This window comes from Lutibacter sp. TH_r2 (assembly GCF_033101135.1).
Classification (GTDB): domain Bacteria; phylum Bacteroidota; class Bacteroidia; order Flavobacteriales; family Flavobacteriaceae; genus Lutibacter.
In genome coordinates, this window is record NZ_JAWMPV010000001.1 from 1,460,370 (window position 1) to 1,476,405 (window position 16,036).

Consider the following 16,036-nt stretch of genomic DNA (forward strand, 5'->3'; position numbering starts at 1 on the left):
TAAAACAATTAAAAAAAGCGATATAGAATTACCATATCGCTTTTTTTGTTAATATTTTTCTAATTTTATTGACTTATTTCAAATCAAACCTATCAGCGTCCATAACTTTTACCCAAGCTTTTACAAAATCATTCACAAATTTTTCTTTGTTGTCATCTTGTGCATAAAATTCTGAATAAGAACGTAATATAGAATTTGAACCAAAAACTAAATCTACTCTTGTAGCAGTCCATTTTACTTGTCCATTTTTTCTAGATCTAATGTTGTAAATACCTCCTTCTGTAGGTTCCCAAATATATTCCATATCGGTTAAATTGGTAAAGAAATCATTAGTTAAAGATCCTATGTTTTTAGTAAATACTCCGTGTTTTGAATTGTTAAAATTAGTTCCTATAACACGTAATCCTCCTAAAAGAACTGTCATTTCAGTTGCTGTAAGTCCCATTAATTGTGTACGATCTAGTAATAATTCTTCAGGGCTTACTACATAATCTTTTTTCAACCAGTTTCTATAACCATCGGCAACAGGTTCTAAAGGTTCAAAAGATTCAACATCTGTCATTTCTTGTGTAGCATCTCCACGACCTGGTGAGAAAGGAACAGAAATATCAATTCCACCATTTTTTGCAGCTTTTTCAATACCCACATTACCGGCTAAAACAATTGTGTCGGCAACACTAATTCCAAATTCAGTTGCTATAGGTTCTAATATATTAAGCACTTTAGCTAATTTTTCAGGCTCATTACCTTCCCATTTGTTTTGAGGTTCTAAACGAATTCTTGCTCCATTTGCTCCTCCACGTTTATCAGATCCTCTAAATGTTCTTGCACTATCCCAAGCAGTTGTAACCATTTCAGAAATACTTAAACCAGAACTTTCAATTTTTTCTTTTACAGCTTGAACATCATAAGCTGTTTTACCTTCTTCAATAGGGTCTTGCCAAATTAAATCTTCACTTGGAACATCTGGTCCAAAGTAGCAAGATTTCGGTCCCATATCTCTATGAGTTAATTTAAACCAAGCACGTGCAAAAGCATCAGAAAAAGCATCAAAATCATTCATAAATTTTAATGAAATATCCTTGTATATTGGATCAACTTTCATTGCCATATCAGCATCTGTCATCATAGGATTATGACGGATAGAAAAATCTTCAACATCAACAGGTTTGTCTTCTTCTTTTATAGTTTTAGGTTCCCATTGTAAGGCTCCTGCAGGGCTTTTACGTAGTTCCCATTCGTGGTTAAAAAGCATTTCAAAAAATCCATTATCCCATTTTGTTGGTTCGCTGGTCCAAGCGCCTTCTAAACCACTTGTAACAGTGTAACGACCTTTACCAGATTTGTTTGGATTAGACCAACCTAAACCTTGTTCTTCAACTCCAGCAGCTTCCGGATCTGGACCTAAAATACTAGCATCTCCATTTCCGTGAGTTTTACCTACCGTATGACCACCAGCTGTTAAAGCAACAGTTTCTTCATCATTCATAGCCATTCTTTTGAATGTTTCACGAACTTGTTCTGCAGTTTTTTGTGGGTCTGGTTTTCCATTAACACCTTCAGGGTTTACATAAATTAATCCCATTTGAACAGCAGCCAAAGGATTTTCCATAGTTGAAGGATTGTCAATATCTTCATAACGACTATCACTAGGTGCTAACCATTCTTTTTCAGCTCCCCAATAAGTGTCTTTTTCTGGATGCCAAACATCTTCACGTCCAAAAGCAAATCCAAAAGTTTTTAGTCCCATATTTTCATAAGCTATGGTTCCTGCTAAAATTATTAAATCTGCCCAGCTTACTTTATTTCCATATTTTTTCTTAATAGGCCATAGTAAACGTCTAGCTTTATCTAAACTAACATTATCTGGCCAAGAATTTAGAGGTGCAAAACGTTGACTACCTGAACCTCCACCGCCTCTACCATCAGCAGTTCTGTATGTACCAGCAGAATGCCAAGCCATACGTATCATTAATCCTCCATAATGTCCCCAATCTGCAGGCCACCACTCTTGACTATCTGTCATTAAATTATGAAGATCCTTTTTTAAGGCTTCAACATCTAATTTTTTTAACTCTTCTTGGTAGTTGAAATTTTCACCTAAAGGGTTTGTTTTTGTATCGTGTTGGTGTAAAATATCTAAATTTAGAGCGTTTGGCCACCAATCCATTACTGATTCTCCTGCAGAAGTATTAGCTCCATGCATTACAGGGCATTTACCTGCTGTATTGTTCTCTTCCTTATTAGTAAATTGGTTGTGGTCAACCGGGCATTTACCTTCATTAGTGTTACTCATACTATTTAATTTTTTTGATTAACCAAATTAACATAAAAATATTTTATTGCAAACTTTATAGTGATAGATATTTTTGATATTACTATTAACGCTTATAATATTAACAGGTGTATTTGATAAAAAGTCTAAACTATTTTAGACATTTAATGTGTTATAAAGATAGGAATTAAATTTTAATTGTTTTTAAAATTTATGTTGAATAACATTCAAATAATCAAGGTTTTATGTAGTGTTATTTTTAGATGAAGGAATTAAATAACTATTCAATTAATTTTTTTGTAATTCTACTGCTTGCAATTTTTGAAGCAATGTAACCTAAAATTATAATAGTAGTTACTACTGTAAGAACATTAAACAAAGTTAATTTAACGGGATAAGGTAGGTGAGGAGTAATCATAAAAAAGCTGAAATTTTGTTGAAGCATAATTAAAACTATTCCTAAAACTATTCCAATAATAAGTCCAAAAACGGTTAGTAAAAACCCTTGTAATATAAATACTTTTTTAATGTTTTGTATAGTTGCACCCATACTATACAATGTTTTAAGGTTGTCTTTTTTATCTAAAATCATCATAATAATTGCGCCAATAACATTGAATAGTGCAATAATTAAAATTAAAGTGAATACTAAATATGAAACTAAATTTTCGGTATTTAGCATTTTATAAAATACAGCATTTAGTTGTTCTCTAGTTTCAATTTTAAAATCTTCACCTAAAACTCGATTTAACTCATTAACAACTGTTTCTCTATTTGTTTCAGGTATTGTTTTTATTTCAATTCCTGAAATTTGATTTGTTTTATAACCCAATAATTCCTGAACGAGTTCTAAACTTAAAAATGTATACTTTTTATCAGTATCATCTGTTAATGAGAATATTCCAATGGGCTGTGTTTTAATAAGGTTAAAAGCATTTTGAGGACTAGAAATATAGCCTTTTCCAGGTTTTGGAACATAGATTTTTAGAGGTTCTAAAAAATCATAGGCTCCAAGTGATAAAATATTAGCAATTCCATTACCAACAACTACTCCAGCAGGAATTTCAGTATTTAACCATGTTCCAGAGTAAACGGTAGAGTCTAAATTGTTTACATTGTTAAAATTGGAATCGACACCTTTTACATACGCAATATGTGTTTTTTCTTGAAAGCTAAAAAATGCTCGCTCTTCAATTACTTTTGTATAAGCTTTAATTCCCTTAACTCCATCAATTTTCTGCTTAAAATCTTCATCAAACAAAAAAGACTTTCCTTTTACTGTTGATATTTTAATGTCAGGATCAGAGGTATTTAAAAAGCTCACACTAAATTCACGCAAACCAGAGAAGCCAGAAAGCACAATAAACAAAGCAAGCGTACCAACAATTACACCTAGCGCGGCAATTATTGTGATAATATTAATGGTATTATTACTACTTTTTGAAAAAAGGTAACGTTTAGCTATGTATAAAGAAAAATTCAAGCTATTACTTTTTTCTTTTATTTAAAATTTCTGGATTTGTAATTGGATTACCTTTATTTCCTTTTAAAGCATTATCAATATCTTCAATATAATCTAAACTATCATCTTTAAAAAAGTGTAATGCTGGAACTCTTCTTAATTGATCACGAGTTCTTCTAGCTAATTCATGGCGAATAGAACCAGAATTATCATTAATTCCTTTTATAACTATATCTCTTTTTAGTTGCGGAAAAACACTGATATATATTTTTGCTTGTGATAAGTCTGAAGTTACTTTTACTTGAGTTACAGATATAATCACACCTTTCATACTTTCTTTAGCGGCGTGTTGTAAAATTTCAGCTAAATCTTGTTGAATAACACCTGCAATCTTCTTTTGTCTGTTTGTTTCCATAATGCAAAGATACTAGTAAAATTAATTCTAAATTAAAATATCTTGTTTAAGATTTTACCAGATTCGTTTTTTGTTTTTAAAATTGGGAAAACTTACTAATAAAAATAATAACTAATTTGTATATTGCAAGCTATTTAAAATAGGTTTTAGTTGAACAATTCATTCGAAAAATATCAGAAAAGAAGGTTAAGGTCTTCCTATTTTTCAGTAATAATTAGTATTGCTTTGGTACTGTTTTTAGTTGGTTTATTTGGTTTAATAGTCATTAAAACAAATAGTATTTCAAAGCACTTTAAAGAGCAAGTTGCAATCACAGTTTTTTTAAAAGACAATGCTAAAAAAAGTGATATTGAGATTTTAGAAGCCGAACTTAAAAATGCAGAATATACCAAATCTGTAGTTTATGTTTCAAAAAATGAAGCTGCTGAAAAGTATAGTGAAGATTTAGGTGAAAATTTTTTAGAATTTTTAGGTGAAAACCCTTTAAAAAATGCCATAGATGTTACCTTAAAATCGGAGTTTGTTACTCCAGAAAAAATGACGGAAATTGAAAGCAATATGAATATTAGAAGTATTGTTGATGAAGTTGTTTTTGATAAACCATTAATAGAAATTTTAACCAAAAACATTAATCGTTTAAGCTTTTGGATGTTGCTATTTAGTGGTATTTTTACTTTAATAGCAGTAGTTTTAATCAATAGCTCTATTCGATTATCGGTCTACTCAAAAAGGTTTACTTTAAAAACCATGCAAATGGTTGGAGCCACAAAAGGTTTTATTAGAGTGCCATTTATATTAAAAAGTATTCAACTAGGTGTTTTAGGAGCTATTGTTGCAATTGCCGCTTTAGCAGGATTTATATTTTACCTACATAAAACTATTCCAGAATTAGATTTATTAACCGATTATAAATTAATGGCTATTTTAGGAGTAGGAATTATTTTGCTAGGCATACTAATTACATGGTTAAGTACGTTTTTTGCTACAAGAAGATTTTTAAATTTAAGAACAGAAGAATTGTATTACTAATGAAGAAACAAAATAAAATAGAGGAGCAGAAGAGTCAATTTTTATTTGGAAAAAGAAATTACACTTTTATGCTTATTGGAATTGCATTTATAGCTCTTGGATTTATTTTAATGGCTGGAGGCGGAAGTGATGATCCAGAAGTTTTTAATGAAGAAATTTACAACTTTAGAAGAATTAGATTAGCACCAACACTTGTTTTAATTGGATTTGCTATTGAAGTGTATGCAATACTTACCAAAGCTAAAAAATAAGCATGAGTTTTATTGAAGCAATTATTTTAGGTATAATTCAAGGTTTAACTGAATTTTTACCAGTATCATCTAGTGGTCATTTAGAATTGGCTAAATTTATTTTGGGCGATAACTCATTACCACAAGAAAGTTTAACCTTTACAGTTGTATTACATTTTGCTACAGCATTAAGTACTATTGTGATTTTTAGAAAAGAAATTATAGAGATTTTTAAAGGATTGTTTCAATTCAAATGGAATGAAGAATTTCAATTTTCATTAAAAATTATTATATCTATGATTCCTGCAGTGTGCATAGGTTTATTTTTTGAAGAAGAATTAGAATCTTTTTTTGGTGGACAAATACTATTAGTAGGTTTTATGTTAATAATAACTGCTTTACTATTATTATTTGCCGATAGAGCCAAAAACACCAATAAAAAAGTATCGTTTTTTAATGCATTTGTAATTGGAGTTTCACAAGCTTTAGCTATGATGCCCGGAATATCAAGATCAGGAGCTACTATTTCTACTTCAGTATTGTTAGGTGTAGATAGAACAAAAGCAGCTCGATTTTCTTTTTTAATGGTGGTACCTTTAATATTTGGAAAAATAGGAAAAGATTTAATTGGAGGTTCAATTTCATTTCAAGGAGATCAAATGTTAACGCTTGGAGCTGGTTTTATTGCCGCTTTTGTTGCAGGTTTATTTGCCTGTAGTTGGATGATTTCTTTGGTAAAGAAAAGTAAACTTTGGTATTTTTCATTGTACTGTTTTATAGTAGGTGTAATTGCTATTACTGTAACTTTAATGAATAATTAATGACGTTAGAAGATTTTAAAGAAGGTAAAGTTTTACTAATTGATAAACCTTTGGAATGGACATCGTTTCAAGTGGTAAATAAGTTGCGTTGGCATATTAAGCAGAAATTTAAGATTAAAAAAATAAAAGTTGGTCATGCAGGTACTTTAGATCCTTTGGCAACTGGTTTGTTAATACTTTGTACAGGAAAATTCACTAAAAAAATTGAAACTTACCAAGCGCAAGAAAAAGAATATACTGGAGAAATTACGTTGGGCGAAACTACACCAAGTTACGATTTAGAAACCGAGGTTGATAAAACCTTTCCAGTTGATCATATTTCAGAAGAATTAATAAAAGAAACTACACAACAATTTATTGGTGAAATAGATCAAAAACCACCAATTTTTTCAGCAATTAAAAAAGAAGGTAAACGTTTATACGAACTTGCAAGAGCTGGAGAAACTACAGAAATTAAAAGTAGAAAAATTACTATTTCTGAATTTGAAATAACTAATATAGATTTACCTAAAGTTGAATTTAGAGTGGTTTGTAGTAAAGGAACATATATTAGATCGTTGGCGTATGATTTTGGATTGGCTTTAAATTCTGGAGCACATTTATCTGCTTTACGAAGAACCAAAATTGGAGATTTTAATGTTGATAACGGTATGAAAATTGATGAGTTTATAGCAAGTTTATAAATTCATAAAATGAAAAAAATACTACTGATTGTAATTCTATTAATCTCAATAGAAGCTATTTCTCAAAAACAAATAAATTATAATTTTTCGTTGAATGCAACTTTAATGTTGAATGAAGATTTTGGAGAATATGAAGATGAAAATCTATTAGTTCCAAATGCATTTATGTTTAGAAATGGATTTGATATAAAGCTAAATAAACATTTTTCTACAGGAGTTAATGTTGGTTTTGATTGGCATCCAGAGTTAGATTTATTGGCAATCCCATATTTTATTGATGGAAAGTTTAATATTGCTCAACAAGACGATGATCGATTTTTTATAGGTGCAGGTATTGGTAAACTTATAAAAATAGGAAAAGCCTTTGAACGTGGAAATTATTACAAGGTTGGTTTGGGCTACGAAATCAGTTCGAATGATAATTTTGGTATTGGATTAAATGTAGATTTTCATCAAAAAAAAATCGCCGATTTTGATAATGGGCGATTAAATAGTTTGTCTTTTGGTATAGGATTATTTTTTCTGTAGCATTCTGCCTAGCCAGCTATTCATAATATTTATTTCCCAATCGTTTTTAAACTCTTCAACAGAGGTAATTAGGTTATTAAAAACAATAGTTTTAGGTGAAACACCTTTGTTTTTAATCATTTTTTTAAACTCTTTCAGGTCTTTGTATTGTACAAATTCACCTTGTTTGTAGCATACATTTATTTTATCTAACAATATTATCTCATACTTACTTTCAAGTTCTAAAATAAAACCGGTTAATTTATCGTGTGCTTTTAACGATAAATTAATTTCTGAATCATCAGCAGCAATAATAATAAACCGATCGTATACTAATTTGTAAGCGCAATTAATAGATTGCCCTTCATTAGTCCAATTGTTTAAAAAATCTTCTACACTTTGTTTTAGTTCAGCTACTTCTTGCGGATAAAATTTTCTGCTTGAAGGGAACACCCAAAGTTTACCCCATTTAGGGATTTTATTAAAATCTACAATCATTTTAAATAATTAAGTTGCAAAGGTATTGATTTACAATTACGAAGCCTTTAAAATTGTTAGAATATCTTGTTGGGTATTTATTCCTTTATCCTTGTTATACCAAATTTGTAAATTTTTCTTGAATTCAGCATCTAAAGCACCATGTTCTTTTTTATAATCATTAACCATTTTTGTAGCAATTGAAGGTCTTGGTCCCCAAGTATTAATTACTTTATTTTCTTTGTTAATAATTAATACTTTTGGAATGGCTTTTCCTCCATTTGTTAAATATTCATTCATTAACTCTTCATTTTCATCACGTAGTACAATTTTTAAATCTAGTTGTATAGAGCCTTCAGCAATTTTATTTAGTATTGGCAAAATTTGAGCAGCATCTCCACACCAACCTTCAGCAAGTATTAATAAAGTATATTTTTTATTAAGTTGGTTTAGTGAATGTATAGTTTCTTCAGTAAGAACAATTTTTTTATCCAACCTATCCATTCGTTTATCGTTTAATGTACTGTAATTTAGCATTTCTTCATTTTGAATATTACCTGTAGATTTTTCTTCAGCAAGTAAATCTTTTATAAATTTTCTATAAGAATTGTAAGAAATTCCTTTTTCTAAACTATTTTTTATTAATGTATTGTTCATTTTTAAATATTTTGGTTTTTTTGGACGTGAATTATAATTAAAACTTACAATATAAGTTTTTTATCTTTTTTTTGAATTATTTAAGACAAAAACTCGCTTGTAAATGGATGGATATTTTTATTTTTGTTAGAATTAAAAAATTAGAATTTCACTATGGAAAGTAATCTACAAGGTTCAAATTTTGGACAAAAACAACTCAATTTAAGTCACAGTATTTCAGTTTACTTAACAAAGGTTTATAACTGGATGGCAATTGCGCTACTAATAACGGGCGTTGCAGCATATTTTACTGCTGGTTCAGAACAATTTATGCAGTTGATTTTTGGAAACAAAATATTGTTTTACGGACTTATTTTAGGTGAATTAGGGTTGGTTGTTTATTTATCGGCTAGAATTAATAAATTAACCACAAGTATGGCTGTAACTTTATATATAATTTACGCCATTTTAAACGGCTTAACAATGTCGTTTATATTTATGGCTTATACATCTGCATCAATTACTTCCACTTTTGTAATAACTGCAGGTACTTTTGGAGCAATGAGTTTGTACGGCTATTATACAAAAAGAGATTTAACAAAATTAGGAAACATAGCTTTTATGGCTTTGATAGGAATTATTATAGCTTCAGTTGTAAATATGTTTATGCAAAGCACCATGATGTACTGGATAATTACCTATTTAGGAGTTCTTATTTTTGTTGGTTTAGTTGCTTATGACACTCAAAAACTGAAAAAAATAGCTGTAAATGGTTTTCAAAATGAAGAAAGTATGGAGAAAAGTGCCGTCTTAGGAGCACTTTCTTTATATCTTGATTTTATTAACCTATTCTTATTTTTATTAAGAATTTTTGGAAGTAGAAAATAGTTAATTTTTTTCATATACGTATCTTTGTATGAAGAAAAAAAGAAAGTATCAGCCAATATTAATTTGGTTATTACACCCATAAAATAAATGAAAAATTACAAGCCAAAAGGTAGGTTAGAACCATCTAAATATATTGAAGGAATTTTAAAAGGTGATAGAGTTTTATTGTCTCGTGCAATTACTATTATTGAAAGTAATTTAGAAAGTGATAAAATTTTAGCGAAAGAAATTATACAAGCTATTTTACCACACTCTGGAAACTCTATTAGAATAGGAATAACGGGTGTGCCAGGAGTTGGAAAAAGTACTTTTATTGAGGTTTTTGGAAAACATTTAGTTGATAAAGGTCATAGAGTAGCTATATTATCAATTGATCCAAGTAGTCAGCGCTCAAAAGGTAGTATTTTAGGAGATAAAACTAGAATGGAAGAGTTGGCAAATATGGAAGAAGCCTATATACGTCCATCAGCTTCTGGAGATACTTTAGGAGGTGTTGCCAATAAAACTGGCGAAACTATGTTACTTTGTGAAGCTGCTGGTTATGATGTAGTTTTAATTGAAACTGTAGGTGTAGGGCAATCTGAAACAGCAGTTCATGGTATGACGGATTTCTTTTTACTTTTAATGCTCGCTGGTGCTGGTGATGAGTTGCAAGGTATTAAAAAAGGAATAATGGAAATGGCAGATATGGTAGTGATTAATAAAGCCGATGGCGATAATATTACTATGAGTAAAATGGCAAAACGCCAATATCAAAATGCACTACATATATTTCCTTTAGCCGATTCTGGATGGAGTCCAGTGGTAAGTACAGCTTCTGCAATAAAAGGAATTGGAATTGATAAAGTATGGAAAGAAGTAGGGAACTTTAAAAAGTTAGTTGATGAGAATGGTTATTTTATAAAAAATAGAAATCATCAACAAATTCAATGGATGTATAACAATATTAATGAAGAATTAAAGAATTTATTTTATGGTTCTGAAACTATTTCTAGTCAATTAAAATATTTGGAAAAAGAAATTGTAGCATCTAAAATTTCACCTGTTAAGGCAGCACAAAACATATTGGAGGAATTTAAAAAAACATTTTAATGTTTAACTATGTTAGTTTGGTAAGCTAATATAACTTGGTTGAATTGTAGTGTAGCATTCTAATTATTTTAGAAACATCGAATAGGTTTCTGCCTTCGTAATAATAATAAAACAGGTTGTTTTTTCGAATTTATTAATTGTTTTAATATAAATTCAACTCCACTATTATTGTTGCTTTTTGTTTTAAAATTAGCAACCTCTTTTACTCTTGGGTGTGCATTTTCCATAGCATAACTAAAGTCTGCTAATTCCAACATTTTTAAATCGTTATTGTAATCTCCAAAAACCATGGTTTCTGCTTTTGAAATATTTAATTGCTTCTGAATAATAGTTAATGCATAACCTTTGTTGGCATTTAAATGAGAAATATCTAACCAATTTTTACCAGAAACTATTACTTGTAATTTGTTTTCAAAATGTTTTACAGCAGGATAAATATTTGTTTCAGAACACTCAAAATTATAAGCTGCTATTTTAAAAAAAGTATCATTTTTAACTTTAGTTAAGTCATTTACAATTTCATACTCCGAATAATAATTTTTAAACATATTAATAAATTTCTCATCCTTACTTTCTATATACGCAGATTTTTTCCCACATAAAACAATGTAAACATTTTTTAATTCTCGTAGAATATGAATGCTTTTTAATATGTATTCTGAAGGTAAATTAGAACTAAACAATTCTTTGTCTCCGTGCATTACAAAAGCTCCGTTTTCTGCAACAATGGTAATTTCATCTCTAATACTTTTATCAAATCTATCTACAATGCTAAAATATTGTCTTCCACTTGCAGCAATAAATTTTATTTTAAGCTCTTTTAGTTTGTTGTAAAGTCCTAGAAACTGATTGCTAACTTCACTTTTTGAGTTTAACAATGTTCCATCCATATCTGTTACTACAAGCTTTACTTTTGAAAAATCCATAATTTATTTTGAGCTGTAAAAATAACAATCTTAATAGTATTAGAAGTTAAAATAAGGTTGTTTTATAGATATGTTTTACAATATAGTTATGGTGAACATATATTGTGTGAAAAGTCCTTTTTTGATTGGAATGAGATTGTATTAAAATTATTTTAATGAAACTCACAAAATGACCTTATAAAAAAATGCTCTACAAAATTGCAGAGCATTTTTTAAAAATACAGTTATATTAAGTAATTAATTAATATACTTTCTTGTCTTTACTTTTACGAGCGTATCTTGGGCGCTTTTTTGGTGTTTTGGTTACTCCTGGTGCATTATATTCATCAAAATAAAAATCATATTGAGGTAAAACTTTTATTAACTCTTTCTTTTCTTTTTTAAACTCGTTTGAAGCTTCTCCCCACTTTATACTTTTATAGCTTGTTAAATCTTTAGGAAAAGTTGTAAGATCCCACCATTTATCTGCTCCATCTTTTAAAACTTGAGTACCTCTAACTAATTGTTCTGGCCCTCGATATGTATAAAGCCATTTTCTATGTTCTGTTTCATCTCCGTACAAATAAGGTTTTAAACTTTTACCATCTAATTTGTAATCTTCAGGAAATTCGAATCCAATCATATCTGCAATAGTTGGTAAAATATCAGCAATACTTACTAATATATCTTGTTCTCCATGTTTTTTCATTCCTGGAGCGTAGATAATCAATGGAATATGGCAACCTCTTTGTTGAATTCCTTTATTTTTTCCATAACCACCGGTACCGTTATCAGCAGCAAAAATAAAAATGGTATTGTCTTCTACGTCCATTTCTTTAAGCTTTTTACGATATAACCAAACCTGATAATCTATATAGTTAATGTGATTGTGAATTCCAGATTCTGTAATACTATTATGAGTGTTATAAACGCCTTTATCTCCAGTTATTTTTGGTTCTTGGCGCGTGTATTTTTTACCATCCCAAGTTACTTTTGGTGTTCCTGGCCAAGAACTTTCATCGTCAGGATTAAACCAGTTAAATCCATCATGGCCTAAATGTGTTGTGTGATAAATAAAGAATGGTTTGCCCTTTTTTTGTTGACGTTCCATAAAATCGAAAACAAATTCTAATTCAACATCAGGACCATAAGTGTTTAAACCAAAATTCTTTTTTGATTCTTTTGTATTTGGCCACCAAGCATAATTGTTATTTGGTGAGGATGGATGATTCATTAACTTAACGTGCGGATACCAATACCAACTATGTTGCATATATGTATCAGCTGGTTTACCTGTATCCACATTAATTAATGTTCGTTTCCCATTAATCTTTTTATATTCATGTTTAAAGTCTGCATAAGGATTGTCGTTATCTTGTAAACCTCCAGGTGTAAAACAACCTTCATCAAAACCATGACGTTCATAGCTTCCTGCCATTTGAGTTTTTCCAGCCCAAAATGTTCCATATCCCATTTTTTGTGCAGCGTGACCTAGTAAAATAGGTGAACTCATATATACAGGCCAAGTTCCAATTTTTCCATTTTCATCTGGTCCGTACCCTTTATCTTTATTATTCCACCATTTGGTTTGGTATGCGTAGCGACCACTTAACATCATAGCTCTACTTGGGTTACAGACTGTTGCTGCCCAAGCTGTAGTTATCCATACGCCTTCATTAGCCAATTTATCTAAATTTGGTGTTTTGGCTCGATATTTTTTGTCAGATGTATTTTCTCTCCAAGGATTTGACCAAACGGATGAATTATAAATTGGAATTTCACGAGCACTAATATCGTCAGCGAAGAAAATTACAACATTTGGTTTTTTTTGGGCGTTGGTAATTATTGAAGTTAGAACAATTACCACAAATAATAATTTTATTTTCATATGTTCACGTTTTACTTTTATTATTAAAAGAGGTTCATTTCAAATTTGTAAATGAGTATTTAATAATCCAAAAATATTAACTCTTCCTTTTATTTTATGTCATTATTTTTCAAAAGAATACTACTTATGTCTAATTTAGGGTTTATACAAATACTATACTTTTAAGTTAATACTAGTATTTTTTCACCATAAATTATTACAAATAAAATTGTAAAAAAAAACACTCTATAAGAATAAACCTATAGAGTGTTTTAGAAATAGAACAATATTATTTATATTATTGTGGCGCTATTTTTAATAAATAAAATCACTAGAAATTTTTAAATAATGACAAACAAAATTTAGTTCCTTGAGGTCTATCAACAGCTCCAAATTCAAACTGACCTCTAAATTCTAAATTTAATTTTGCAGTTGGAACATAACAAGTTATTTCTGGACCTACAGCAAATATTTTATCTTTTACAGTTCCATCGTATGTAACATCGCTTCCTTTGTCATCAGATACTTGCCAATGCGCATAGCCTGAAACTCCATAGCTCCAAATTTGTTTTTTAGGAATGGTTTTTCCAATACCCCATTCAAAAGTTAAATCATCTCCTGGTGTAATGTCAAAATCCTTCTTTTCGCCGTGAATTTCATATCTATTTAATATAGAAGCGTGCCAAGATTTATGCTCATCAAAATAGTAAGTACCACCAAAAGATACCATTGTAGACCAAAAGCTTTTTCCTGGTGAAGCTGCCTCGGCAACATCGTAACTTCCAATAGGAGCTATAGCTGCTACGGCAAATACTGCATCAAATTTTTTCTTGTTCCAAGACAAAATTAATGGCTCTAGTACAATATCTCCTATGCCATATTTACTATCACTTACACCGTAATCGCTTATACTAATATCAGTATACGTTGTAGGTATTAATACGTGAACTCCATAATTTGCTCCCCACAATACATCTTCCCAAACGTATAAAAACCTGTGTACGTTTGCAAATACCGTTAAATCAAAATCAAGACCTGATTTATCTCCATTTCCATCATAATACGTATCTGCAGTATAATAAACATTGTGCATAATGTAGAAAAATCCTGGAGGCGGTAATGAACCTACTTTTATTCCTTGAACACCTGGTGTATAATGCCCAGTTTCTTGACTAAAAACGTTTGTTGTTCCTAAAACAAATAAGAACAAACCTATAATTGACAGTTTTAATTTCATAATAAATTATCTATTTAAATTGGTTAATTATTTTATTAAGTGTTGAGTTGTACCTTAATTAAAAATTGACAACTCGTTTTGTATATTTTCTTGTAATTGAAGTATGATTAATACCAAACAAATAATTACAACTACTACCACAATTATTTCTGTTAAGCGCTTGCTTTTCTGCTTTTCCATTTGTTAAGTATTAATTTTCTTATAGTTGTGAAGTTATCGGTAACTGGGCCAATAGGACATAAATAGTTACACCAAGGTCTTTTTATAAACATAGATGCTACTATAACAATACCTAATACAGCAAATTGAAGATTGCTTCCTGTAAGTTTAAAAAGTGTACCAAACACTTCGTAACTTGTAACACCTGGATTTCTTAATAATAATGCTACAACAATTGCCAATAAAACTAAAATTCTTAAAGTCCATTTTAAAACATCCTTATATTTACCTGTTGTTCTATGTTTTGCTCCAGTAACTTGCCCTATACAATCTTGTGCTGCGCCAAACGGACAAAACCAAGAACAATACGGGTTTTTATTTTCTATAGTGAATACTAAAAAGATACCTCCTAATAATAAGTACCAATATAAATGCGAATGCAACGGTGGAAAATAACCTAACAATAATTGGTTAAACATTGAAAGTGTAAATGGCTGATTGTAATAAAAACCTATAACTACCAATCCGGTAATCATAGTTCCCCATCTTGCTATTTTTTTGTACTTAAAAGTGTTTTTATGAGCAAAATATCCAACAACAAATAACTGTACAAGAATAATTTCTGCCATACTTATTTTTATGGAAGGTGTTATTTCTTTTGGAACTTCAAAGCCTAATACTTTTGAAGCTACAAATCTGTTTCCTTTTTTGGCAGCTTCTAGTATTGCTCTAGACGAATAAGTTGCACTAGAAATAGCATCTACTCCATTTCCAATAGCATATTCTTCATTATATTTTTTTCCAATAATTTCATCCAAAAAATCGGCATCCAACACTTTTTCTAAATACGAAGGTGTTTCTTTGGAATTAATTACTACTAAATTAAATATTTCTCCTTCGGGATTTACGGCAACACACATTAATAATGGACCTCCATAACCCATAGATGATTCTAAAGTTATATAACCTAAAGACTTGTCTTGTGCATCATAAATTTTATAAGAGGCATCACTAACTTCTTTAAGTTTTTCTATCTCTGGAATAAGTGTTTTAATTTTAGAAAGTGTGTTTACATCCTCAAATTGAGCACCAATAATCCAAGCAATAATAATTATTGCTATAGAAATAATTGCTAGTTTAGTTTCTATTTTCTTTTTATTAACCATTACTTCAATAAAAATTTAGGTAATTGATACGTTAAAAAATGAAGGTTATTAAGATTCCTCTACTATTTTTTGGAAATAGTTACCCCATAATAACTGTCTAAAAAACTGCTAATATGCCCTTCTAAAAGACTGACAACTCGCTGGCTTTTTAGACAGCATTTATTTAAAACATTATTATGAACTTTAG

16 protein-coding genes are annotated in these 16,036 nt (G+C 29.8%); 7 read left to right on the forward strand and 9 right to left on the reverse strand.

Going from position 1 to position 16,036, the window contains the following annotated elements:
* Positions 1-73 precede the first annotated feature (73 nt).
* From katG to rbfA, 3 genes are all read right to left on the reverse strand, one after another.
* Positions 74-2,296 carry a catalase/peroxidase HPI gene (gene katG / locus R3X25_RS06125; RefSeq protein WP_317672892.1) on the reverse strand — a complete coding sequence of 741 codons (2,223 nt, stop codon included), beginning with the start codon at positions 2,294-2,296 and terminating at the stop codon, positions 74-76.
* Positions 2,297-2,555: 259 nt separating this feature from the next.
* A complete protein-coding gene (locus R3X25_RS06130) occupies positions 2,556-3,758 on the reverse strand; it encodes an ABC transporter permease (protein ID WP_317672894.1) in 1,203 nt (400 codons plus the stop codon).
* 4 nt (positions 3,759-3,762) lie between these two features.
* Complete coding sequence (rbfA, locus tag R3X25_RS06135; protein WP_317672896.1) at positions 3,763-4,152, reverse strand: 30S ribosome-binding factor RbfA; 390 nt, start codon at positions 4,150-4,152, stop codon at positions 3,763-3,765.
* Positions 4,153-4,302: 150 nt separating this feature from the next.
* Here rbfA and R3X25_RS06140 point away from each other — a divergent pair, with 150 nt between their 5' ends.
* The 5 genes from R3X25_RS06140 to R3X25_RS06160 are packed head-to-tail and all read left to right on the forward strand — an operon-like array spanning position 4,303 to position 7,443.
* Positions 4,303-5,181, forward strand: a complete 879-nt coding sequence (locus R3X25_RS06140) for a cell division protein FtsX (RefSeq protein WP_317672898.1) — start codon at positions 4,303-4,305, stop codon at positions 5,179-5,181.
* A complete protein-coding gene (locus tag R3X25_RS06145; RefSeq protein WP_317672900.1) occupies positions 5,181-5,432 on the forward strand; it encodes a DUF3098 domain-containing protein in 252 nt (83 codons plus the stop codon). The genes R3X25_RS06140 and R3X25_RS06145 overlap by 1 nt, the downstream gene beginning before the upstream one ends.
* A 2-nt stretch (positions 5,433-5,434) precedes the next feature.
* Positions 5,435-6,232, forward strand: coding sequence for an undecaprenyl-diphosphate phosphatase (locus tag R3X25_RS06150; protein ID WP_317672902.1), 798 nt, complete (start codon positions 5,435-5,437; stop codon positions 6,230-6,232).
* Positions 6,232-6,915 carry a tRNA pseudouridine(55) synthase TruB gene (gene truB / locus R3X25_RS06155; protein ID WP_317672904.1) on the forward strand — a complete coding sequence of 228 codons (684 nt, stop codon included), beginning with the start codon at positions 6,232-6,234 and terminating at the stop codon, positions 6,913-6,915. Before R3X25_RS06150 ends, truB begins: the two co-directional genes overlap by 1 nt.
* Positions 6,916-6,924: 9 nt before the next feature.
* Positions 6,925-7,443, forward strand: coding sequence for a hypothetical protein (locus R3X25_RS06160; protein WP_317672906.1), 519 nt, complete (start codon positions 6,925-6,927; stop codon positions 7,441-7,443).
* Here the strand turns inward: R3X25_RS06160 and R3X25_RS06165 are convergent.
* Together R3X25_RS06165 and R3X25_RS06170 are read right to left on the reverse strand one after the other, a co-directional pair.
* Positions 7,429-7,920, reverse strand: coding sequence for an ABC transporter ATPase (locus R3X25_RS06165; protein ID WP_317672908.1), 492 nt, complete (start codon positions 7,918-7,920; stop codon positions 7,429-7,431). The two genes, R3X25_RS06160 and R3X25_RS06165, sit on opposite strands and share 15 nt — an antisense overlap.
* Before the next feature lie 36 nt (positions 7,921-7,956).
* Positions 7,957-8,556: a thioredoxin family protein gene (locus R3X25_RS06170; protein ID WP_317672910.1), complete on the reverse strand. Its 600-nt coding sequence runs from the start codon at positions 8,554-8,556 to the stop codon at positions 7,957-7,959.
* Between the two features lie 153 nt (positions 8,557-8,709).
* On the opposite strand from R3X25_RS06170, the gene R3X25_RS06175 reads away from it, so the two are divergent.
* Both R3X25_RS06175 and meaB read left to right on the forward strand, forming a co-directional pair.
* Positions 8,710-9,423 carry a Bax inhibitor-1/YccA family protein gene (locus R3X25_RS06175; protein ID WP_317672912.1) on the forward strand — a complete coding sequence of 238 codons (714 nt, stop codon included), beginning with the start codon at positions 8,710-8,712 and terminating at the stop codon, positions 9,421-9,423.
* 87 nt (positions 9,424-9,510) lie between these two features.
* Positions 9,511-10,515, forward strand: coding sequence for a methylmalonyl Co-A mutase-associated GTPase MeaB (meaB, locus tag R3X25_RS06180; RefSeq protein ID WP_317672914.1), 1,005 nt, complete (start codon positions 9,511-9,513; stop codon positions 10,513-10,515).
* Positions 10,516-10,583: 68 nt separating this feature from the next.
* On the opposite strand, the gene R3X25_RS06185 is transcribed toward meaB, so the two are convergent.
* The 4 genes from R3X25_RS06185 to R3X25_RS06200 form a co-directional block, all read right to left on the reverse strand.
* Positions 10,584-11,441, reverse strand: a complete 858-nt coding sequence (locus tag R3X25_RS06185) for an HAD family hydrolase (protein WP_317672916.1) — start codon at positions 11,439-11,441, stop codon at positions 10,584-10,586.
* A 241-nt stretch (positions 11,442-11,682) separates the two neighbouring features.
* Entirely contained in the window at positions 11,683-13,308 is a 1,626-nt protein-coding gene (locus R3X25_RS06190) for a sulfatase-like hydrolase/transferase (protein ID WP_317672918.1), read from the reverse strand.
* Positions 13,309-13,618: 310 nt separating this feature from the next.
* The gene (locus R3X25_RS06195) at positions 13,619-14,524 is read right to left on the reverse strand and encodes a transporter (RefSeq protein WP_317672920.1); all 906 of its coding nucleotides are present in this window, start codon (positions 14,522-14,524) and stop codon (positions 13,619-13,621) included.
* 152 nt (positions 14,525-14,676) lie between these two features.
* Positions 14,677-15,849: a 4Fe-4S binding protein gene (locus tag R3X25_RS06200; protein WP_317672922.1), complete on the reverse strand. Its 1,173-nt coding sequence runs from the start codon at positions 15,847-15,849 to the stop codon at positions 14,677-14,679.
* Positions 15,850-16,036: the final 187 nt, after the last annotated feature.